A 21,795-nucleotide genomic window follows, 5' to 3' on the forward strand; every position below is an offset into this window, starting at 1 on the left:
CCTCGCAGCGACTGCCATGCTTGCGGGATGGACGCGCTCAACGACCTCGTGCTCGCTGCGGGCGACACGCTCTGGACCTGGATCGTGCTGCCCGTCGTGGTGCTGCTCGGCCTCTACTTCACGGTGCGCTCCGGCGTCGTGCAGTTCCGCCTCATCCCCGAGATGTTCCGGACCCTCACGGACAAGACCCCGCGCGACGAGTCGGGCGAGCCGCAGTCGGTCTCCGCGTTCCAGGCGTTCACGATCTCCGCGGCATCGCGCGTGGGCGTCGGCAACATCGCGGGCGTCGGCACCGCGATCGCGATCGGCGGGCCCGGTGCGATCTTCTGGATGTGGCTCATGGCCTTCATCGGCGGCGCGTCGGCCTTCGTGGAGTCGAGCCTCGGCCAGCTGTTCAAGGTGCGCGACAAGGACGGATTCCGCGGCGGCCCCGCGTACTACATCGAGCGGGGGCTCAAGGCCCGCTGGGCCGGCATCCTCTTCGCGGTCATCCTCATCGTCTGCTTCCCGTTCGCGTTCTCGTCGCTGCAGGCGAACACGATCAGCGCGTCGCTGACGGGCGCGGTCGCGCCCGACGGCGGCGGCGAGTGGATCGCGTGGGTCGCCGGAGCGGTCCTCGCCGTGCTCACCGGGCTCGTCGTGTTCGGCGGCGTCCGCCGCATCGCCCACGTCACGCAGGCCGTCGTGCCCGCCATGGCGCTGCTCTACCTGCTCGTCGGGCTCATCATCGTCGCGATGAACATCACCCGGCTGCCCGAGGTGTTCGCCTCGATCTTCACGGAGGCGTTCGGCTTCAACGAGGTCGTCGGCGCGACGCTCGGCACGATCATCCTCACGGGCGTCAAGCGCGGCATGTTCTCGAACGAGGCGGGCCTCGGCTCGGCCCCGAACGCCGGCGCGAGCGCCGCGGTCACCCACCCGGTCAAGCAGGGACTCGTGCAGACGCTCGGCGTCTACTTCGACACGTTCCTCGTGTGCACGATCACCGCGTTCATCATCCTCGTCTCGAACCCCGACCTCGCAGGCGCGGAACGCGGCATCGGCCTCACGCAGGACGCGATGGTCGCCAACCTCGGGCCGTGGGCGAGCATCCTGCTCACGATCGTCGTGTTCCTGCTCGCGTTCAGCTCGATCCTCGGGAACTACTACTACGGCGAGTCGAACATCGAGTTCATCTCGCCGAAGCCGTGGCTGCTCACGACCTACCGCTCGCTCGTCGTCGTGGCGATCTTCGTCGGCTCGGTCGCCGCATCCGACCTCGTCTGGAACACCGCCGACGGGGTCATGGGCCTCATGGCGATCGTGAACCTCATCGCCATCGCGCTGCTCTCGGGCATCGCGTTCCGCCTCCTCCGCGACTACACGAGCCAGCGACGGCACGGGCGCGATCCCGTGTTCACGCGCGACCTGCTCCCGGATGTCTCCGGCATCGAGTGCTGGGTCGACGAGCGCTCGGTCACCGGCCCGATCGACGTGTCGACCGCGACGCACCAGGCCGACAAGCACCGCGACCACCTGCACCACGAGGACTGAGCCGCACAGCGGCGCGGCTCACTCGGGCGTCGGCGGCGAGTTCACCCAGACCAGCTCGGCACCCTCGTCGGCGGTGTTCGCGACGCGGTGCGGCGTACTGCTCGCGAACACGATGCTGTCGCCCGTGCCGAGTTCGTAGGCCTCGTCGCCGAGTTCGACGTGGACGTGGCCGCGCGTCACGAGGATGACCTCCTCGGAGTCGCCGTGGCGGTACTGCCGCGGCCCCGTCGACCCCCCGGGCTCGATCGTGACGGCGTACATCTCGACGTGCCCGTGCGGCGGCTCGGTGAGGAACCACTTCACCATGCCGCCGCTCGCGGAGAACCTGCGGCGATGCCGGGCGCGGACGACCCGCCCCGCGGGCACCGGCCCCGGGGCGACGAGGTCGCCGAGCGACACGCCGAGCGCGTCCGCGAGACGCCGGAGCGTCGCGACGCTCGCGTTCGCGCGGCCGGTCTCGAGCTGGCTGAGGAATCCCGAGGTGACCCCGACCTGCGCGCCGAGGGCGCGCTGCGACATCCGCCTCGCCGTCCGGTACCGCCGGACCTGCTCGCCGACGCCCTCATCGCCCACCGCCATCACCCCCGCGGCCCGGCCGGGTGTTGACGCCGGGCATGGATTGCTGCTCAATGGCACTACGCAACATGTTAAGCAGCACTCCTCCCCCACTTCACCGGATTGCGAGGCTCTCATCATGGCAGGACGAATGGGCACCACCCCCGCGTCGGCGCGCATCGGACGCATCATCCGTGCGCACGCCGAATCCGATCGCACGGGCGTTCCCGTCGAGGACGTGCTCGGCCGCGCGGACGACGGCCCTCCCGGCCTCTCGAGGCGCACGCTGCTCCGGGGCGGGGCGGCGATCGGCGCGGGCGCCGCACTCGCCATGGCGGGCCCCGCCCACGCTGCGAGCGCCGCGAAACCCGCCGCACCACGTGTCGCCATCGTCGGCGCCGGACTCGCCGGCGTTCGCGCCGCGCACTGGCTCTGGCGGGTCAAGGGCATCGCCTCGACCGTCTACGAGGCGGACACCCGCGCCGGCGGCCGCTGCTGGTCGCTCCGCGACCACTTCTCGAACGGGTTCGTCGTCGAGCACGGCGGGGCGCTCATCAACACCGACCACAACGCGACGCGCAACCTCGCCTCGAACCTCGGCCTGAGCCTCGACGTCGTCGCCGGCGGCAGCTACCGGGGCTGGGAGGACAAGTACTGGATCGACGGCGTCGACTACCCCTACGACGACGCGAACGAGGACTGGGGCGCCGTCTACCAGGCCTTCAAGGCCGACCTCGCGGCCGCGCCGTACTGCCAGACCTACGACGTGCAGACGGCGGCGGGGGTCGCGCTCGACAACATGACCGTCGACGAGTGGCTGGAGCAGAAGGTCCCGGGCGGCCTCGCGAGCCCGTTCGCCAAGCTCATGCAGTCGAACGTCATGGCCGAGTACGGCCTCGAACCACACGAGCAGTCCGCACTCAACCTCGTCTACCTGCTCGGCTGGAACTCGCAGAACAGCCTCGCGCCCGTGAACGGCGCGGACGAGAAGTACTCGGTGCGCGGCGGCAACGACCTGCTGGTCTCGCGGATGATCGACCAGCTCCCGGCCGGGACGGTGCAGTACGGCCGGGAGCTCGTGGCGGTCGCGCAGCTCGCGAACGGCACGGTCCGGCTCGGCTTCCGCTCGGGCAACTCGACCGTCGACGTGGTCGCCGATCGCGCGATCCTGGCGCTGCCGTTCACGACGCTCAAGGACTGCGACCTCTCGCAGTCCGGATTCTCGGCGTTGAAGCGCCGCGCGATCGCCGAGGTCGGCCTCGGCTCGAACGCGAAGATCCACGTCGAGCTCTCGCGCCGCCCCTGGGTCGAGCAGGGCTACGGCGGCGCGGCCTACACGAACAAGGAGGGCTTCCAGTGCGGTTGGGACGACACGGCCGACCAGCCGCTGCCCGCGGGAGTGTTCAACTTCTTCCCCGCCGGCGACCAGGTCGAGGCCTGGAAGGGGGACCCGTTCGGCGTCGCACCGGCGGGGCAGGTGGACGACTACCTGGCGCAGCTCGAGCCGATCTTCCCCGGCGTCACCGCCGCGTACACCGGTCGCTCGTACCGCGACTTCTGGCGGGCCAACCCGTGGTCCAAGGGCGCGTACACGTGCCAGCGGCCGGGCCAGTACACCGAGCTCTTCGGCGTGGCCGCTGTGCCCGAGGGCAACGTGCACTTCGCGGGCGAGCACACGAGCGTGTACTACTTCGGATTCCTGAACGGCGCCGTCGAGTCCGGCGAGCGCGCCGCGAAGGCGGTCGCGCTCTCGTGAACCGGCGAGTGCGACCGGTCAGGGCGCGTCGGGGCAGGTGCGCCGGTACGGCTCATCCCCGAAGTGGTCCGCCCATTCGGTCCTGGTGAGCTGGCGCGACGCGAGCGCGCACGCCGCGTCGCGCATCCCCTCGACGTCGCGGGCGGCGATCCCTCCGTCCGGGCGCCAACGCCGGATCGTGGCGGGATCGCGCGTCACCGTCACGATCTCGGAAGCACCGGCGACCCGATCCATCGTGGACGTCCACGACGGGAGCGGCTCCAGGATCCGGCGGAGCGGCTGCCCGGTGTCGAGGTCGTACGACCAGATCCCGTCGACGCGGCTGCAGAGGAAGCCCGATGCCGGAGGGACGAGGACCGTCCGGCATCGGAGGTCCGTCCGGACCCAGTTCACGTCACCCGATGGCACGCGGATCCGCGCCGCCCGGTCGGAGGACATCACCAGCAGTCCGCCGCTCCCGTCCGACGCCAGGAGGAGCGAGGTCATCGAGGCGTTCCCCTCGACGGGAAGGTCGATGACGTCGGTGAGCGCGAGCGTCTCGGTGTCGTAGGCACGGAGGTGGTCGCGGGCGCCGCCGTACAGTCGGTCGTCGACGAGCGCCAGCCGTTGGAGGCCGAGCCCGTGCTCGGACGCCGCAGCGGCCTCGGGAGGGCGGATGAGGCGGCCGGTCGACAGCTCGATCATCGCCGGCTCGCCGGCGCCCCGCAGGAGCAGGTAGGCGGCGCTGCCGTCACGGGCGAGCACCGGGCGATCGGCGAGGTCCACGCCCAGCGTCGTCGCCTCGAGCGCGAACCCGCTCGACCGCAGCGGCACCCCGACGAGGTCGCTCACGCAGCAGGACTCGGGCTCGGGCGACGAGGGGCGACGGGTGTGGATCAGCGCCGTCGATCCGTCCTCGCTGACGATCACCTGGCGGAACGGGGCCGCGGAGCGGCTCGCGCTGCGAGCCGCCTCGCCCCCGAGGGAGGTCAGGTCCACGTCCAGTTCGCGCAGGACCTCCCCGGTGGCGAGGTCGAGGATCATCGTGACGGGGCCGGCGCCGGCCTCACCGCCCTCCGCGGCCGGATCGACGGCGACGAGGGCCGTTCGGGTTCCGGGGACGACCGCCGCGGCGACGCTCACGGCATCGGGGAATCGCACCGTGCGCACCAGCCCGTCCGCGTTGCCGAGGGCCCCTTCCAGCGCGACCGCTGCACGCGGGTCCTCGGGCCAGCGCCGGTGGATCTCCGCGGCCACGAGCGCCGCGACCTCCCGGTCCGTCGCCGCACTCGAGGCCGTCGAGGTGAGCGCTTCGATGCGGACCTCCTCGGCGGCGGCCTCGGCGTCCGCACTCCGGACGACCGCCACGCCCGAGGCGATGACGGCGATCACCGCGAGGATCGCCGACACGGCGAGTGCGACGCGAAGCCTGCGATTGCTCGCTCGCTCCCGTTCCGCGCGCTCCGCCAGTTCGCGCATCTCATCGCGGTGCGCGGCGAGCGACGCCGCGACGTAGTCGGACTCGGCGCTCGTGAGCCCGGGAGCGGCGCGCTCCCGCCATTCCACGGTCGCCTGCAGGCTCGCACCGCGCATGAGCTCGTCGTCGGGTCGTCCGGCCGCGTCCCACGCGGCTGCGGCGGCTTCGGTCCGGCGCAGCATCCGGGCGTCCCCGGCATCCTCGTCGAGCCATGCGTCCAGCCGCGGCCAGGCGCGGCCCACGGCCTCGTGGGCGATGATCGCGGAGTCGCGGTCGATCGTGACCAGCCTCGCCGCGACGAGGGACTCGACGACGGCGCGACGCGTGGCCCCGTCGGCGAGCGTCTCCAGCGGCACGCGGCGTCGGACGGTCGCGCCCTCGGGGGTGCGCTCGACGAGTCGCATCATGAGTGAGCGGCAGACCTCCCGCCCCTCGGTGCCGAGGGCGCCGTACACCCGCTCCGCCGAACGGGCGATCGCGCCGGCGATCCCGCCGACGGCGTCGTATCCCTCGAGGGTGAGGGTCGCGCCGTCACGGCGGTCCCACGTCGCCGCCAGTGCATGCGACAGGGCCGGGAGGATGGCGGAGCGATGCCCGGCGTCGCGCAGGATCACCTCGACCAACCCCGTCTCGAGCGAGAGCCCCGCGGCCTCCGCAGGCCCCGTGCACGCGAGCCTGAGTCCGTCCTCGTCCATCGGGGCGAGGACGTAGACGTCCTGTCCGAGCGCCGCGCCGATCACCGGGACCGCGCTGGCCCGGTCGAGGAAGTCCGAGCGGAGCGTGAGGACCATGCTGCCGCCGGCATCGAGCCACGAGCGGATGGGCGCGCCGAGCTCGCGCAGCTCGTCGTCCGGCAGCTCGAGCAGTTCCTCCGCCTGGTCCACCGCGAGCGTGGCGGGCTCGCCCGACACCGTGTCCCGGAGGTCGGCCAGGCCCGACTCGTCGGGAGTGATGACGACCACGCGACGCCCCTGGTCGCGCAACCGCGGCACCACGCCCGCGCGCAGCACCGAGGACTTGCCGGAGCCGCTCGGGCCGACGATGGTCACGACCGCCAGCGGCCGGACGCGGGCGATGATCGCACCGATGTCGCGATCGCGTCCGAAGAACAGCGCCGCGTCGTCGACGTCGTAGGCGGCGAGTCCGCGGTACGGGCACGAGTCGTCCGCGCCGTCCGGCAGCCCGCCCGTGGGTCCTGCGTCCGGCTCGAGTGCGGGATCGTGGCGGAGGATGTCGACCTCGAGGCCGCGGAGCTCGCCGCCGAGGTCGAGTCCGAGCTCCTCGACGATCCGCACGCGCGCGGATCGGAGGACTCCGACCGCTTCCGCCTGGCGCCCGGCACGGTAGTTCGCGAGGGCGAGGACGGCCCAACGGTGCTCGCGCAACGGCGCCTCCCCGACCATCCGCTCGGCATCCGGGATGACCGCCGCGTCCTCGCCCAGCCGGAGTCGCGCGTCGAGCAACTCCTCCTCGGCGTCGGCGCGGATCTCGGCCAGGCGCGCCGCCTCGACGCGCGCGGGCGGCCAGTCGGGGACGTCCGGGTAGGGGTCGCCTCGCCACAGGTCGAGCGCGCGGCGATAGGCGGCAGCGGCGCGGTCGTGCGCGCCCTCCAACCCGAATCGCCGCGCACGGGACACCTCGCGCTCGAACGTCACGACGTCGACCGCGTCGTCCGGAATGCCCAGTCGGTAGCGGCCGCCGACCGTGAGCACGGCGTCCCTGCCGAGACGGGAGCGGATCCTCGCGATCGCGTTCTGCACCTGCTGCGTCCAGGTCTTCGGGAGCCGCTCTCCCCAGCACGCGTCGGCCAGCTCGTCCGGCGACACCGGCCGCGCGCGCCGCACGACGAGGGCGGACAGGATGATCCGCTCCCTCGGACTGAGCGCCGGCCCGCCGGTGTCGAGGGGACCGAGCACGCACACGGTCATGATGGCAGTGTGGGTCGGTGCGACCGACACGTCAACGGGGTCCGGTCACCGCTCGAGGACGGTGATCGCGACCATCGGCGGCGGGAAGGGACCGGGCCGCATCTCGAGCGCGACGACGAAGTCGTCATCGGCGAAGCCCCAGCGCTCGCCCTCGTCGCCGCCGCGGAGCGGGCCGTTCCAGACCTGCGGAACGATCTCGCCGATCCGCTCGGCCAGCTGCTCCGCCTGCTGCTCGGGTTCGTCGGTCTCGATGATCAGGTCCCAGACCCCGGGAGCCACGCTGGAGTAGACGAGTTCCCCGTCCGGAAGCGGGAACTGCGCGGGGAAGTCGTCGGCGACGCCGTCGATCTCCTCGACGTACTCGCCCTCCTCGCCGTAGGCCTCCCAGATCGGGTCGTCCCATTCCGCCTCGGCGGCGGCCTCCGATCCGGCGGTGGCGGTCGCCGCGGGCTGGCCGCCCTGGCCCCCGGAGGCGCACCCGGTGAGCAGCAGCGCGGCCGCCGTCGCCACTCCTGCGATCCGCCGGTGCACGGCCCTGCGATCAGTGGTCGCTTCGAACATCATTCTCTCCACCTCTCGGACTCTGCACGGGCGGCGTGCGATCGTCGCCCTCGGTCGGGGAACGCGGTGCGTTCTCCCCTCTCGTGCTCCGAGGCTGCATCAGGGCGCTATCCGTTCGCTATCCGGGCGGGTCGCACGGGTATCCGGCGGCCGCTCAGGGCCGATCCCTCAGGTAGGCGAGGCTCGCCGCGACGCGGCGGTGCGTGTCGGGCCCGGGCTGCAGCTCGAGCTTCTGGAAGATCGCGTTGACGTGCTTCTCCACAGCCGAGAGCGACACGTGCAGTTCGCGTGCGATCGCGGGGTTGCTGCGGCCGGCCGCGACGAGCGCGAGCACCGCGGACTCGCGGTCGGTGAGGCGATCGAGTCGCGCGTCGGGGCCCACGGCGCCGGCGGTGCGCGGCTCCGGTGCGGCGGCCCCCGCCTGCTCGGTCGGCAGCGCGCGCGACGCGGCCTCGAGCCGCGCGGCGATCGACTGGAGTTCCCGTCGCAGTCGACGGGCCTCCGCATCCGCATCGGCGTCGTCGTCCACGCGGGCACCGGCGATCAGGCCGACCGGCACGAGCGGCGAGGAGGCGAGGAACAGGGCCGTCGTGAGTCCCGTCGCGGTCGACTGGAACGCGGCGCCGACCGCGACGACCGCGGCCATCGCGGCGAGCGCCGCGAGCGGCCAGGCGAGCCGACGACGCAACGCCCGGTCGCCCCGCACGAGCCGGACCAGGCCGACGACGACGGATGCCGCCGGCAGCAGGAACACGATCGCGCTCGCGGCGGCGATCCAGACGGGCAGGACCTCGGCGACCGGTCCGAGCATCGTGGTGCCGTCGAGGACCGCCGGGGTCGGTCCGGCGAACGCGGCGAGCACGGGGACGGCCACGCCGGCGCCGAGGACGACGAGCGACCACGAGGGAGCGGGACCGTCGGGGTAGCCGGCGGCGAGGGGCACGAGCAGGCCGAAGCCGGCGACGAAGGCGACCTGGGAGACGAGATGCCAGGCGAGGCCCGGTCCGGGATCGGCCAGCGCGAGTGCCGAGGCGGCCAGGGCCACGAGGTGCAGCCCCCCGATCCCGGCGACGGCGGTGCATGTGAACGCGCTCCCTCGCCAGATCGGGCCGAGGAACCCGGCGAGCACGAACATCACGGGGACGATGAGCGTGGGGCCGGTCTCGGCGAGCGGGAGCGGTGACGCGACCATCACCGCGACCAGCGCGGCGCCGGCCGTCGCGGCGAGCACGACCGCACCGATCGCCGACCGCATCCGAGGCATGCCCGCAGTATCCCACCGATCGGCCACGCACGATCGTGCGGTCGACCGCAGCGGTCGTGCGGTCCACCGCACTGCGCTCGCACGGCGGGCCGCGAAAGGCTGACGTCGCCGGGAACGACCCGGATCAGCCGACCCGCCGCGTGGTTCGCGGTCACGAGAGGGGAACGACCATGTCCACTGCCCAGACCGACCTCGGAGGCATTGCCGGCGCAGGATCGGACGCCCGTGCGGTGTCCGCCCCCGATCATCGCGTGCGGCGCGGCGCGCGCGTCCGGACCGGGCAGGGGATCCTCGTCGCCCTGTTCGCCGTCGCCGCGGTGTTCGCCCTGTCGGTCCTGTTCGCCGACGACCCGTTCCCGGCATCGGCGACCGTGCTCATCGCCTCCTTCGGCGCCCTTTCGGCCGTGCTCGGCGTCATCGCGGTGATCGGCGGGCTCGGCTCGCGGGTCGTCCGCATCGGCCTCTGGGCGTTCCCGCTCTTCTTCGTCTGGCACGTCGCCGCGCTCGGCACCTGGATCCCCGACGCAACGTTCGCGGTCGCCTCGGCCGTCGGCGTCGCGCTCGTCTCCGGACCGCCTGCGCACCGACCCCGCCGAGCATGACGCGGGGGGGGTGACGGATGCCGCGGCATCCGTCACCGCCCCCTGGTCGGGCTGCTCAGCCCTTCCAGACCTGCACGACCGACGGCCGCGGCGCGGCGACCCGGTCGCCCGAGTGCGTCGCGACGTAGTCCGGGAAGTAGGACGTCTGCGCGCCGACCGCGCCGTTCTCGCCGGGGTGCTGCACCGCGACGAACACGAGGCCCTCGCGGTCGTGGATCACGGGACCGCACGTCTCGGCCTCGCGCGGGACCGCGAGGAACTGCTGCACGTTGCCCCGCTGGTCGCCCTCGAGCGGCACGCGGAACAGGCCGTCGTTGTAGCCGATCGTGCTCGGGGCGCCGTCGGTCGAGATCCAGAGGTTGCCCTCGGAGTCGAACGCGACGTTGTCCGGGCACGAGATGGGCGAGACGAGTTCCTTCGGGAAGCCCGCGAAGTAGGTGTAGTCGGTGACGGCGGGGTCGCCGCAGAGCAGCAGGATGCTCCAGCCGAACGTCTCGCCGGCCTGGCCCGACGTCTCGGTGAGCTCGACGACGTGGCCGAACCGGTTGCCCGTGATCGGGTTGACCTCGTCGAGCGTGGCGACCGTACGGCGGCTGTTGTTCGTCAGTGCGAGGTACACCTTGCCGGTGATCGGGTTCGGCTCGACGTCCTCGGGGCGGTCCATCTTCGTGGCGCCCACGAGGTCGGCAGCGAGGCGCGTGTAGACGAGGACCTGCTCGGTGGTCATGCCGGGAACGACGCTCTCGCCGTCGCGGGTGAGCGCGATCCACTCGCCGGTGCCGTCGAACGCGCCGTCGGAGGGGATGGCGCCGGTGCCCGTGATCTCGGCCGCCGGCGAATTCCCCGAGAAGCGCGCGACGAACAGGTCGCCCTCGCTGAGCAGGGTCATGTTCTTCCGACGCGCGCCCGTCGAGGTCGCCGCGGTGTAGCGACCCTTCGAGACGAACTTGTACAGGTAGTCGTTCCGCTCGTCGTCGCCCATGTACGCGACGACGCGGCCGTCCTCGGCGATCGTCACGTTGGCGCCCTCGTGCTTGAAGCGGCCCATCGCGGTGTGCTTCTTCGGCGTGGACGTGGGGTCGCTCGGGTCGATCTCGACGACGTAGCCGAAGCGGTTCGGCTCGTTGACGTAGCGCGCGTCGTGCGCGTCGAAGCGCTCGTCGTACTGCTCCCAGCCGGTCTCCGTCGCCGTCGTCGAGCTGCCGCTGTAGCGCCGCTGCTCGGCGGTGTCGGCGGCCCAGGCGAAGTAGCCGTTGAAGTTCTCCTCGCCCGAGAGCACGGTGCCCCACGGCGTCGTGCCGCCCGCGCAGTTGCCGAGGGTGCCCTTCACCCAGCGGCCCTCGGGATCGGCGGCCGTCCTGACGAGGTCCGAGCCGGCGGCCGGGCCGGTCAGCTCGAAGACGGACTCGACCGTGATCCGGCGGCTGCGCGCGCCGTCGACGACGTACTCCCACGGGTCGCCGACCCGGCGTCGCCTGACCTCGACGACGGCCATGCCCATCGCCGCCTTGTAGATCTCGCCGCGGCGGCGACGCTCCTCGGGGTCGGTCGTCGGGGGGAACATGAGGTCGGGGTTCACGTACTCGTGGTTGGTGACGAGCACGCCCGTCTTCCCGCTCGGGTCGGCGATGATGTCGAGGTAGTCGTTGTTGTACCCGAACTGCCCGGCCTGGGCATCGGCCGTCTGGTGATCGAAGTCGAACGCGGGAACCGACGAGAACAGCGGGTCGCCCCAGCGGATGATCGGCTGCCAGCGGTAGCCGGCCGGAACGGTGAACGCGTCGACGGTCCGGTCCACGGGCGCGATGGGGGTGAACGCGAGTCCTGCGGTGCCGGGCTTCGCCGCGAACGCGGGACCTGCGGTGCCGCCGGCGGCACCGCCGACCACGAGGCCGACCGCGCCCGCGACGCCGAGGCCGAGCACCGAGCGTCGCGAGATGGCCTGCGACGCGATGTCTCTGAAGTGGGCGTTGGAGGAGGTGTTGCACTCGGGGCCGAGGCACGCGTCGGCGCACTTGAGCCGGCAGGTCACCGGCGACCGCTTGCCGATCGCATGCGAGACCGGAGTGAGACGGAGTTCGGGGATGGTCATGGAGGCTCCTCGTTCAGTGCGCGGCCGCCCGCGCGTCGGGCCGGAGGGACGCGCCGAGCCTGTCGGGTCGGCATGACCGGCGATCGACGCGGCGGCGTCCACCGGGTGAACGACGGGGGACGCAGCGGGAGCCGCGACGCCCGGGCTCGCGCGGGCGACTACCACTCCCGATCCGCCGCGCGCAAGCACGGGCGGCGACCTCCCGCGCGCGGCCCTGCCGTGACTACGCTGTGCGGATGACGACGGATTCCGGAAAGGCCGCGGCGAGCGCGGCGCAGAACTCCCGTGCATTCCGAATCGCCGCGCGCGTCGGCTACGTGGTGCTCGGCATCGTGCACGTGGTCATCGGGGCGATCGCGATCTCGGTCGCGCAGGGAGCCGGCGGCGAGGCGGACCAGAGCGGCGCGATGCAGCAGGTGGCCGGCCTGCCCTTCGGCCTGCTGCTCCTCTGGCTGATCGCGCTCGGACTGTTCGCGCTCGCGATCTGGCAGGTCACGGAGGCGTTCCTCGAGCGCGATCCGGACACGAAGAAGAAGTGGGGCCACCGGATCAAGTACGTCGGGACGGCGGTCGCGTACGTGTCGATCGGCGCCACCTCGCTCGTGTACGCGCTCGGCGGCCGTTCCGACTCCGACCAGTCGTCGCAGACGCTGACCGCGCAGCTCCTCGCGGCGCCGGGGGGCGTCGTCCTCCTCGTCGTCGTCGGACTCGTCATCGTCGGCATCGGCATCGCGTTCGTCTACCGCGGAGCGACGCAGCGCTTCGCGAAGCACCTGTCCATGCCGGCCGACCCGGTCCGCAAGGGAGTACTCACCCTCGGCACCGTGGGCTACGTCGCCAAGGGCATCGCGGTCGGCGTCGTCGGCGTCCTCTGGCTCGTCGCCTCGCTGACGCAGGACGCGGAGAAGGCCGGCGGGCTCGATGCGGCGTTGAAGAGCCTCGCCGACCTGCCCTTCGGGACGATCCTGCTCTGGCTGGTCGGAGCCGGCCTGATCGTGTACGGGGCCTACTGCTTCGCCAGGGCGCGCTACGCGCGCATGTGAGGCGGCCGCACAGCGCGCGAGGGCCGGTGCGGAGCATCCGCACCGGCCCTCGCCGCGTCAGCCGCGGACGCTCAGCGTCCGAGCGCCGCGCGCACGCCGTCGATCGGGACGCTCGTGCGATCGCCCGTCGCGCGGTCCCAGATCTCGACGACGCCGTCGGCGACCCCGCGACCGGCGATCACGATCTTCGGCACGCCGATGAGCTCCGCGTCGGCGAACTTCACGCCGGGCGAGAGCTTCGGGCGGTCGTCGAACAGCACGTCGAGCCCGCCGGCCTCGAGGTCGCCGACGATGCGCTCTGCGGCCTCGAAGGCCGCCTGGTCCTTGCCGGTCGCGAGGACGTGCACGTCGAAGGGCGCGACCGACTCCGGCCAGACGAGGCCCTTGTCGTCGTTGTGGAGCTCGGCGATGATCGCGAGGATGCGGGTCACCCCGATGCCGTACGAGCCCATCGTCACGGTCGCGAGCTTGCCGTTCTCGTCGAGCACCTTGAGCCCGAGCGCCTCGGCGTACTTGCGGCCGAGCTGGAAGACGTGGCCGATCTCCATGCCGCGCGCGAGCTCGACGGGACCCGAGCCGTCGGGCGCCGGGTCGCCCGCGCGCACGTTCGCCGCCTCGATCGTGCCGTCGGCGACGAAGTCGCGACCGGCGACGAGGCCGAAGACGTGCTTCTCGTCGAGGTTGGCGCCCGTGATCCACTCGGTGCCGTCGACGATGCGCGGGTCGACGAGGTAGCGGATGCCGGTCGACGACTCAGCGCCGAGCACGGCGCCCTCGGGCGACCACGGGCCGATGTAGCCCTTCACGAGACCGGGGTGCTTCGCGAAGTCCGCCTCGGTGGCGGCCTCGACCTCGGCCGGGGCGAACGCGACCTCGACGCGCTTGGCATCGACGTCGCGGTCGCCCGGGATGCCGACGACGACGATCTCGCGCGTGTGGTCGGGGTGCGTGAGCGCGAGCACGACGTTCTTCAGCGTGTCGGCCGCGGTCCAGTCGCGACCGTCGGGCCGCGGGTACTCGAGGTTCGCGAGGTCGACGAGCGTGGCGATCGTCGGGGTGTTGGGCGAGTCGAGCACCTCGGCCGCGGGCAGGCCGTCGAACGGGATCGGCTCGGGCACCACGGTCGTGAAGGCCTCGACGTTCGCCGCGTAGCCGCCGGCCGACCGGACGAACGTGTCCTCGCCGACGGGGGTCGGGTGCAGGAACTCCTCGCTCTTGGAGCCGCCCATGGCGCCGGCATCCGCCTTCACGATGACGTAGTCGAGTCCGAGCCGGCTGAAGATGCGCTCGTACGCGTCGCGCTGGGCCTGGTACGACGCGTCGAGCCCGGCGTCGCTCACATCGAACGAGTACGCGTCCTTCATCGTGAACTCGCGCCCGCGGAGCAGGCCCGCACGGGGTCGCGCCTCGTCGCGGTACTTGTCCTGGATCTGGTAGATCGTGAGGGGGAGCTCCTTGTACGACGAGTACAGGTCCTTCACGAGCAGGGTGAAGACCTCCTCGTGCGTCGGCGCGAGGAGGTAGTCGGCCTCCTTGCGGTCCTTGAGGCGGAACAGCGCGTCGCCGTACTCGGTCCAGCGCCCGGTCTGCTCGTAGGGCTCCCGCGGCAGCAGCGCCGGGAAGTGCACCTCATGTGCGCCCGCAGCCTCCATCTCGTCGCGGACGACCCGCTCGATCTTCGCCTTGACCCGCAGGCCCAGCGGCAGCCACGCGAACACCCCCGGCGCCTGGCGCCGGATGTAGCCGGCGCGCACGAGCAGCTTGTGGCTCGCGACCTCGGCGTCGGCGGGGTCTTCGCGGAGCGTGCGGAGGAAGAAGTTCGTCAGGCGTGTGGGCACCCGACGATTCTATGCAGGGCGGATGCCGCGGACCGACGACCGGGTGGCCGAGGCCATCCGGCGGGTCACACGTTCCCGTCGAGGTCCTCCTCGTCCTCCATCGCGAACTCGTTCAGCTCGGTCTCCGTCGCGTCGGCGTCGTCCGCCTCGTCACCGGTCGACGCCTGCGCCTCCTCGGTGCCCTCGTGCAGGGTGCCCGTCCCGTCCGGGTATCCCGCCTCGTCCGGGTACTCGTAGCCGTCTCCGCTCATCGCCGTGCTCCCCACTGGCGCCTCCGGCGCCGTCGGGCTCGACGGTAGCGGAGCAGCGGCCGGCCCGACAGGGCCTTGCGACGATTCCGCCTGCTCCCTAGGGCGTGACGACGGTCGGCGAGCCGACCGGTGCGTCGGCGCCCATCTCGCCGGCGATGCGGTTCGCCTCGGCGATGAGGGTCTGGACGATCTCGCCCTCGGGCACGGTCTTGATGACCTCGCCCTTGACGAAGATCTGCCCCTTGCCGTTGCCGGATGCCACGCCGAGGTCGGCCTCGCGCGCCTCGCCCGGCCCGTTCACGACGCAGCCCATGACGGCGACCCGCAGCGGGACGCTCATGCCCTCGAGGCCGTCGGTGACGTCGTTGGCGAGCTTGTAGACATCCACCTGCGCGCGGCCGCACGACGGGCACGAGACGATCTCGAGCTTGCGCTCGCGGAGGTTCAGCGACTGCAGGATCTGCAGGCCGACCTTGACCTCCTCGACCGGCGGCGCCGACAGCGACACGCGGATGGTGTCGCCGATGCCCTCGGACAGCAGGATGCCGAAGGCCGTCGCCGACTTGATCGTGCCCTGGAAGGCGGGTCCCGCCTCGGTGACGCCGAGGTGCAGCGGCCAGTCGCCTCGCTCGGCGAGCATGCGGTAGGCCTTCACCATGACGATCGGGTCGTTGTGCTTGACCGAGATCTTGAAGTCGTGGAAGTCGTGCTCCTCGAAGAGGCTCGCCTCCCACACGGCCGACTCCACGAGCGCCTCGGGCGTGGCCTTGCCGTACTTCTGCAGCAGGCGCGGGTCGAGCGAGCCCGCGTTCACGCCGATGCGGATGGAGACGTCGGCCTCCTTCGCGCGGCGGGCGATCTCGCCGACCTGGTCGTCGAACTTGCGGATGTTGCCCGGGTTCACGCGCACGGCGGCGCAGCCGGCGTCGATCGCCGCGTACACGTAGTTCGGCTGGAAGTGGATGTCTGCGATGACCGGGATCTGGCTCTTCTTCGCGATGATCGGCAGCGCCTCGGCGTCGTCGCGGCTCGGCACCGCGACGCGCACGATGTCGCAGCCCGAGGCCGTCAGCTCGGCGATCTGCTGGAGGGTCGCGTTGATGTTCGGCGTGGGCGTCGTCGTCATCGACTGCACGCTCACGGGGGCGTCGCCGCCGACGAGCACCTTGCCCACCTTGATCTGCCGGGACTTGCGCCGGGGCGCGAGGACTTCGGGGACCTTGGGCATTCCGAGATTCACTGCAGGCACGTCTGCCAGTCTATGGCGGCCCCACTGGGCAGGGCCTCAATCGAACGGATGCCTCGACGGCCCCGGTCGATGGACGGCACGTGCGCGCAGCTAGGCGCACTCCTCCGTGGCGGGGACCGGTGCGCCGACCCTCGCGACGCGCGCGTCATCCGCCGTCGGACGGAAGTCCACCGCGATCGGGATCGAATACGCCCCTCCGTCGACGTTCACGCCCGTCAGCTCGACGAAGTCCACGTAGGGTCCGGAGCATCCCGTCGGGTTGGTCACGAGGCCCGGCTCGGAGAGGAGGTCGGACCACGGATCGCCCGCCTGGATCCCCTGCTGAGTCGTGAGCTCGACGCCGACGGCACTCGGACCCGTGAACTCGATCAGGAAGCGCGGATTGGTGATCGAGTACCCGACCGGCTCCCATCGGTCCACGTGGCGCTGCTCCCAGAGGACCAGCCCTTCCCAGCGGTACGAGGTGTTCGGCGGGAAGTGGCTGTTGCCCTCATGGTCCTCAGTGCTCGGGGTGGTCCCGAGCAGCTCCGAGAAGGCGCTCACGACCTCGGCCGGATCGTCGAGGTATCCGAACTCATCGACGACGGCACCCGTGGCGTCGCGCAGCTCGACCCACTCCGGACGCGCCACGATCGCGCTGATGGTTCCGTCGGGCTGGCCCGGGTCGCTCGAGGTCGGCGTCGAGGTCGCGGCATCCGCCGTCGGCGACGGCGGCGCCGTCGCCTGGGGCGGGGCTGCGGTGCATGCGCCGAGGAGCGCGGCGATGGGCACGAGCACCGCGCCGGCGATCGCGACGCGCAGGCCCCGGCGCGGCATCCGGGGCAGCGTGGCACCGCGCACGGGCGTTTCACCGGTCGCGAACGGTTCGGCGGGATTGCGCCTGGTCAACGGATCTCCTTCTGGCAGGGCGGTGGGGAACCGTCGATCACAGCCTGCCAGTCGCCGACCCTGGCGGTGTCGAAGGAGACATCACGGATCGGTATCGTTCCCCGCTTCCTCTTCGCTCGTCCGACGGATGCGACGACCGAGCTCGAGGTTGCGGCGGTGCCGCTCGGCGGCCTTCTCGATGCTGCGCGTGCCACGGGGCGGCATCCTGAGCCGCTCCTCGGCGGGGATCCCCGCCTGCAGCTGGCGGGTGCGTTCGAGCTCCGCGTTGAACTCGGCGCCGAGCAGCAGCGCGGCGTTCGTGATCCAGAGCCACAGCAGGAACACGACGATGCCCGCGAGCGATCCGTACGTGCGGTCGTAGTTGGAGAAGTTCGCGACGTAGAGCGCGAACCCGCCCGACGCGAGCAGCATGAGCACGATCGCGATCACGGCGCCGAGGCTGATCCAGCGGAACTTCGGCTGACGGGCGTTCGGCGTCGCGTAGTACAGCAGGGCGACCACCAGCACCACGACCGACGCGAGCAGGGGCCACTTCGCGACGTCCCACACCGCGCGCGGCGTCTCGCCGATGCCCAGCGCGTCACCGATGGCATCCGCGACCGGACCGGAGACGACGAGGATCACGGCGACGATCGTCACCAGCACGATGGCCCCGACGGTGATGAGGAGCTGGAACGACCGCAGTTTCCAGAACGGCCGACCTTCCTCGATCTCGAGGATGCGGTTCATGGCCCGCGTGAAGGCCGCGACGTACCCCGACGCCGACCACAGGGCGAGGGCCAGGCCCGTGAGGAAGCCGATGGTCGCCGCACGCGAACCCGCGAAGGCGCGCAGCGGCTCCTCGACGACCTCGAGCACCGGACCGGGCGCGACCTGCTGGGCGAGGCCGAGGATCTCCTGTATGGCACCGCCCTGCCCGATCAGCGCGAGCAGCGACGTGACCGCCAACAGCCCCGGGAACACCGACAGCGTGCCCCAGAACGTCAGCGCGGCCGCCGTATCGAGGCATTCGTCGTCGATGAACTCGCGGAACACGCGGCGCGCCAGGTACTTCCAGGCGCGCCGCGTGATCTGGAAGGGCGACGAGGGCTTGCGCGGATCCCTCGGATCCGCGAGGGGCACGTCCGGGTCGACTGGTGCGTCCTGCATGGCCTGGTCCTCCCTCACGGTTCGCGCTTCCATCCTGCGGCGGAACCACCCGTGATGGGAGGGGGTGGCGGCGAGCCTCCTCCTCGATCCCCGTCGCGATCCGTCGGCGACCGTAGGCCATTCGGGCGGTGGCGGAGTCGGGTTCGTGGTGGCCGCGAGCTGAAGCGGAGAAGCGAGATCGCTTCGTGATTCCGGGTGCTCGGCGCGATGCCCGGTCCCTGCCATGCTGAGGCCGACGGTTCCCCACCGCCCTACGAAAGGAATCCCGTTGACCCGACACCCTCGCCGTACCGGGCTGCCCGACCTGGTCCTCGCCGCCGGACTCGGCATCGTGCTGTCCGGGTGCGCGACGGCCGGCGAGCCGGAGCCGCAGCCCTCCGTCGATCCGCCGGCCGCGTCCGCGGCATCGACGTCGATCGCGGATCCGCTCGCGTCCGTCACCGCCGTGGTCATCCGCCCGCAGGGCCTCGATCTCGTCGACGACGGCGGAACGGCCGTGGCCACGCTCTCCTACGACGACGAGACCGTCCAGATCGTCGAGATCCTCTCGTCCGTGTTCGGCAGCGACGCCCGAGTCGAGGAGGACCCCGGAGCCTGCTGCGAGGCGGGCCGGGTGACCGACTACGTGTGGGACGGCTTCCGCGTCATCGACGACCACATGGGCCACTTCTCCGACGACGCGGAGCGCAACTGGATCGACGACGACGGCCCTGACGTCCACGACATGAACGTCCGCGTCGCCGCCGACTCGGCGGCCGTCGGCGAGGTCGCGGTGATCGCCGGAGACGGGTTCGCGATCGGCGACGACCTCGACGTGCTCGAGGGGCGAGTGGACCACCCGGGAGGTCCGGACTGGGTGCAGATCCCCCTCGAGACGGGTCCCGTGCTCGGTGCGGAGGTGATCGACGACACGCCGAACGCCTACTCGGTCATCGTGCAGGTGGCCGGCCCGGGCGCCGAGCCGCAGCTCGTCGCGCCGGTCAACCTCGGCGCGCACGCGATCTGATCGCGCGGTATGCGGGGGTGCGCCCATCGGCGCGCCCCCGCGTCCCGGCCCGGTGACGATCCGCGCTCAGGCGGGCGCGCTGCCCTCCGCCGTGATCTGCGCGACGAGCTCGGCGACGAACCGCTCGGGCTCCTCGAGGTGCGGGGAATGACCGCTCGCCTCGAACACGGCCTCGCGATACACGCCGCCGCGCTCGGCGTAGCGGTCGAGCACGTCGCGGGTCTGGGCGACCATCGGCTGCGCCGGCGCCGTCTCCTCGCCCGGCCAGCCGGGGATCACGCCCATCGCGCCCAGGTTGTTCAGGTCGAACAGCGACGCGTCCGAGACGATCACGTCGTTCGCGCCGCGCACCCAGAGGATGCGCGGCTTGTCGTCGAGGTCGACGATGCCGCTCGCGTCGAAGTGCGTCGGCGCCATGGTGTTGAGCACCCCGCGCGTGCCGGGCGCGAAGCCCGGCCAGTGCTCCGTGGCGGTCGCGTCGCCCGGGTAGTGGTCCTCGCCGATGGCCGTGGTCAGCATGGATTCGACCCAGAGGTCGTCGTGCTCCGAGGCGAAGCCGGGCGTGACGTACGTGCCGAGGTAGACCGAGCGGGGCGAGGCGGGGGCGTCGGCGCTCCGATCGCCGCCCTGGAGCCGCGCGATGAAGTCCGGGTTCGCTCCCCCGCCGCCGGCGCCCGCCGCGTCCGGGTTGAGCAGGCGGCCCGCGGCATCCGTCGCCCCGAAGCCGTACGGCGACACGGGGTTCACGAGCGTGACGGATGCCACGGGCAGCTCGTGCTCGAGGAGCGCCTGCATCACGACCCCGCCGCCCATGCTCCAGCCGACGAGGTGCACCTGGTCGAGCCCGAGCGCGTCGACGACGGCCGCGACGTCCTCGGCGTAGTCGCCGAGGCCCCGCGTCGCGTCGACCGGGCGGACCTCGCTGCCGCCGAATCCGCGCAGGTCGACGGCGAGCGCGCGGACGTCCGCCGGGAGGGCGAGCATCGTCGGCTGCCAGAAGAGCGACGACGACACGTTGCCGTGCACGAAGAGCACGGTCGCCCGCGGGGCGTCGGCGTCCGCGGCGGGACGTTCGAGCACCTGCGCGGTGTAGCGCGGCGTCGCGAGCTCGTGCGCGACGATGCCGGGGAGGATGTGGTCCATGTGGCGCTCCTTCGGGCCGTTCGGGGTGGTGCGGGTGGTGCGGTGGGTCTACGTGGCGAGCGCCGTGACGCCCGAGGTGTCGAGTGCGGGCTGGGTCTTCTCGACGACCTCGTCGACGGTGACGCCGGGCGCGAGCTCGACGAGCTTCAGCCCGTCGGGGGTCACGTCGATCACCGCGAGGTCGGTGATGATGCGGTCGACGACGCCCTTGCCGGTCAGCGGCAGCGAGCACGAGTCGACGATCTTCGGCGAGCCGTCCTTGGCGACGTGCTCCATGAGCACGATGCGCTTGCGCGCCCCGTGCACGAGGTCCATCGCGCCGCCAGGGCCCTTGACCATCTTCCCGGGGATCATCCAGTTGGCGAGGTCGCCGTGCCTCGACACCTGCATGGCGCCGAGGATGGCGGCGTCCACCTTGCCGCCGCGGATCATGCCGAAGCTCGTCGCGGAGTCGAAGTAGGCCGCGCCGGGAAGCACGGTCACGGTCTCCTTGCCGGCGTTGATCAGGTCGGGGTCGACCTGGTCCTCGGTCGGGTACGGGCCGACGCCGAGGATCCCGTTCTCGGACTGCAGCACGACGGTGACGCCGTCGGGCACGTAGTTCGGGACGAGGGTCGGCAGGCCGATGCCGAGGTTCACGTACGAGCCGTCGGCCAGCTCCTTCGCCGCGCGTGCGGCCATCTCGAGCCTGGTGAGCGCCATCTCAGTTCCCCTCTCGGACGGTGCGGCGTTCGATCCGCTTCTCGACGCCGGTGCCGACCTCGACGATGCGGTCGACGAAGATGCCGGGCAGGTGCACGGCGTCGGCGTCGATCTCGCCGGGCTCGACGAGCTCCTCGACCTCGGCGATGCAGATCCGGCCGGCCATCGCGCAGAGCGGCGAGAAGTTGCGGGCCGACTTGTCGAAGACGAGGTTGCCGTGCCGGTCGCCCTTCAGCGCGTGGACGAGCGCGAAGTCCGTCGTGATCGCCTCCTCGAGCACGAACTCGTGCTCCTCGCCGCGCATCGTGAAGGTCTGCACGGGCTTCGGCTTCGACGCGATCGCGATGGAGCCGTCGGCGGCGTACTTCTGCGGCAGGCCGCCCTCGGCGACCTGCGTGCCGACGCCCGTCTGCGTGAAGAACCCGGCGATGCCGGCGCCGCCCGCGCGGAGCTTCTCGGCGAGCGTGCCCTGCGGGGTCAGCTCGAGCTCGAGCTCGCCCGAGAGGTACCGCCGCTCGAACTCCTTGTTCTCGCCGACGTACGACGAGGTCATCTTGCGGATGAGCCCGGCTCCGAGCAGGACCCCGAGGCCCCAGTCGTCGACGCCGCAGTTGTTCGAGACGACCGACAGGTCGCCGACGCGGCGCTCCAGGAGGGCCTGGATCAGCACCATGGGGATGCCGCAGAGCCCGAACCCGCCGACGGCGAGCGACGCGCCGTCCGGGATGTCGGCGACCGCCTCAGCGGCCGATCCGACGGTCTTGTCCAGTGTCATCGTG

General features: G+C 71.9%; 18 protein-coding genes. 5 read left to right on the forward strand and 13 right to left on the reverse strand.

Annotated features, from left to right (window positions below):
• The first annotated feature begins 27 nt into the window (after positions 1-27).
• Positions 28-1,533, forward strand: coding sequence for an alanine/glycine:cation symporter family protein (locus tag GJR97_RS03210; RefSeq protein ID WP_154345071.1), 1,506 nt, complete (start codon positions 28-30; stop codon positions 1,531-1,533).
• Positions 1,534-1,551: 18 nt separating this feature from the next.
• Here the strand turns inward: GJR97_RS03210 and GJR97_RS17820 are convergent, their stop codons facing one another.
• A complete protein-coding gene (locus GJR97_RS17820) occupies positions 1,552-2,106 on the reverse strand; it encodes a helix-turn-helix domain-containing protein (protein ID WP_195760595.1) in 555 nt (184 codons plus the stop codon).
• Between the two features lie 133 nt (positions 2,107-2,239).
• On the opposite strand from GJR97_RS17820, the gene GJR97_RS03225 reads away from it, so the two are divergent.
• Positions 2,240-3,844 carry a flavin monoamine oxidase family protein gene (locus tag GJR97_RS03225; protein WP_195760596.1) on the forward strand — a complete coding sequence of 535 codons (1,605 nt, stop codon included), beginning with the start codon at positions 2,240-2,242 and terminating at the stop codon, positions 3,842-3,844.
• A gap of 18 nt (positions 3,845-3,862) precedes the next feature.
• On the opposite strand, the gene GJR97_RS03230 is transcribed toward GJR97_RS03225, so the two are convergent.
• From GJR97_RS03230 to GJR97_RS18040, 3 genes are all read right to left on the reverse strand, one after another.
• Positions 3,863-7,228 (reverse strand): nSTAND1 domain-containing NTPase, encoded by a 3,366-nt coding sequence (locus GJR97_RS03230; protein ID WP_154345073.1) that lies wholly within the window; start codon positions 7,226-7,228, stop codon positions 3,863-3,865.
• Positions 7,229-7,273: 45 nt separating this feature from the next.
• Positions 7,274-7,792, reverse strand: a complete 519-nt coding sequence (locus tag GJR97_RS03235; protein WP_154345074.1) for a hypothetical protein — start codon at positions 7,790-7,792, stop codon at positions 7,274-7,276.
• Positions 7,793-7,943: 151 nt separating this feature from the next.
• The gene (locus GJR97_RS18040) at positions 7,944-9,053 is read right to left on the reverse strand and encodes a helix-turn-helix transcriptional regulator (protein ID WP_229275944.1); all 1,110 of its coding nucleotides are present in this window, start codon (positions 9,051-9,053) and stop codon (positions 7,944-7,946) included.
• A 170-nt stretch (positions 9,054-9,223) separates the two neighbouring features.
• On the opposite strand from GJR97_RS18040, the gene GJR97_RS03245 reads away from it, so the two are divergent.
• Complete coding sequence (locus tag GJR97_RS03245) at positions 9,224-9,655, forward strand: hypothetical protein (protein ID WP_154345075.1); 432 nt, start codon at positions 9,224-9,226, stop codon at positions 9,653-9,655.
• A gap of 55 nt (positions 9,656-9,710) precedes the next feature.
• On the opposite strand, the gene GJR97_RS03250 is transcribed toward GJR97_RS03245, so the two are convergent.
• Positions 9,711-11,747 (reverse strand): PhoX family protein, encoded by a 2,037-nt coding sequence (locus tag GJR97_RS03250; protein ID WP_154345076.1) that lies wholly within the window; start codon positions 11,745-11,747, stop codon positions 9,711-9,713.
• Between the two features lie 236 nt (positions 11,748-11,983).
• On the opposite strand from GJR97_RS03250, the gene GJR97_RS03255 reads away from it, so the two are divergent.
• A complete protein-coding gene (locus GJR97_RS03255) occupies positions 11,984-12,790 on the forward strand; it encodes a DUF1206 domain-containing protein (protein ID WP_154345077.1) in 807 nt (268 codons plus the stop codon).
• A 71-nt stretch (positions 12,791-12,861) separates the two neighbouring features.
• On the opposite strand, the gene GJR97_RS03260 is transcribed toward GJR97_RS03255, so the two are convergent.
• From GJR97_RS03260 to GJR97_RS03280, 5 genes are all read right to left on the reverse strand, one after another.
• The gene (locus GJR97_RS03260; protein ID WP_324613092.1) at positions 12,862-14,628 is read right to left on the reverse strand and encodes a proline--tRNA ligase; all 1,767 of its coding nucleotides are present in this window, start codon (positions 14,626-14,628) and stop codon (positions 12,862-12,864) included.
• Between the two features lie 65 nt (positions 14,629-14,693).
• Positions 14,694-14,879, reverse strand: coding sequence for a hypothetical protein (locus tag GJR97_RS03265; protein ID WP_154345078.1), 186 nt, complete (start codon positions 14,877-14,879; stop codon positions 14,694-14,696).
• A 97-nt stretch (positions 14,880-14,976) separates the two neighbouring features.
• Complete coding sequence (ispG, locus tag GJR97_RS03270) at positions 14,977-16,107, reverse strand: flavodoxin-dependent (E)-4-hydroxy-3-methylbut-2-enyl-diphosphate synthase (RefSeq protein WP_154345278.1); 1,131 nt, start codon at positions 16,105-16,107, stop codon at positions 14,977-14,979.
• Positions 16,108-16,218: 111 nt separating this feature from the next.
• Positions 16,219-17,016: a hypothetical protein gene (locus GJR97_RS03275; protein ID WP_154345079.1), complete on the reverse strand. Its 798-nt coding sequence runs from the start codon at positions 17,014-17,016 to the stop codon at positions 16,219-16,221.
• Between the two features lie 81 nt (positions 17,017-17,097).
• Positions 17,098-18,165: a YihY/virulence factor BrkB family protein gene (locus GJR97_RS03280; protein WP_154345080.1), complete on the reverse strand. Its 1,068-nt coding sequence runs from the start codon at positions 18,163-18,165 to the stop codon at positions 17,098-17,100.
• 268 nt (positions 18,166-18,433) lie between these two features.
• Between GJR97_RS03280 and GJR97_RS03285 the strand changes: the two genes are divergently transcribed.
• On the forward strand, positions 18,434-19,171 hold the full coding sequence (locus tag GJR97_RS03285; RefSeq protein WP_154345081.1) for a hypothetical protein: 738 nt from the start codon (positions 18,434-18,436) through the stop codon (positions 19,169-19,171).
• A 66-nt stretch (positions 19,172-19,237) separates the two neighbouring features.
• On the opposite strand, the gene GJR97_RS03290 is transcribed toward GJR97_RS03285, so the two are convergent.
• The 3 genes from GJR97_RS03290 to GJR97_RS03300 are packed head-to-tail and all read right to left on the reverse strand — an operon-like array spanning position 19,238 to position 21,791.
• Positions 19,238-20,314, reverse strand: a complete 1,077-nt coding sequence (locus GJR97_RS03290; protein ID WP_154345082.1) for an alpha/beta fold hydrolase — start codon at positions 20,312-20,314, stop codon at positions 19,238-19,240.
• A 48-nt stretch (positions 20,315-20,362) separates the two neighbouring features.
• Complete coding sequence (locus GJR97_RS03295; RefSeq protein WP_195760597.1) at positions 20,363-21,016, reverse strand: CoA transferase subunit B; 654 nt, start codon at positions 21,014-21,016, stop codon at positions 20,363-20,365.
• Position 21,017: 1 nt separating this feature from the next.
• The gene (locus GJR97_RS03300; RefSeq protein WP_154345083.1) at positions 21,018-21,791 is read right to left on the reverse strand and encodes a CoA transferase subunit A; all 774 of its coding nucleotides are present in this window, start codon (positions 21,789-21,791) and stop codon (positions 21,018-21,020) included.
• Positions 21,792-21,795 lie beyond the last annotated feature (4 nt).

The organism is Agromyces kandeliae, from assembly GCF_009674665.1.
Classification (GTDB): domain Bacteria; phylum Actinomycetota; class Actinomycetes; order Actinomycetales; family Microbacteriaceae; genus Agromyces; species Agromyces kandeliae.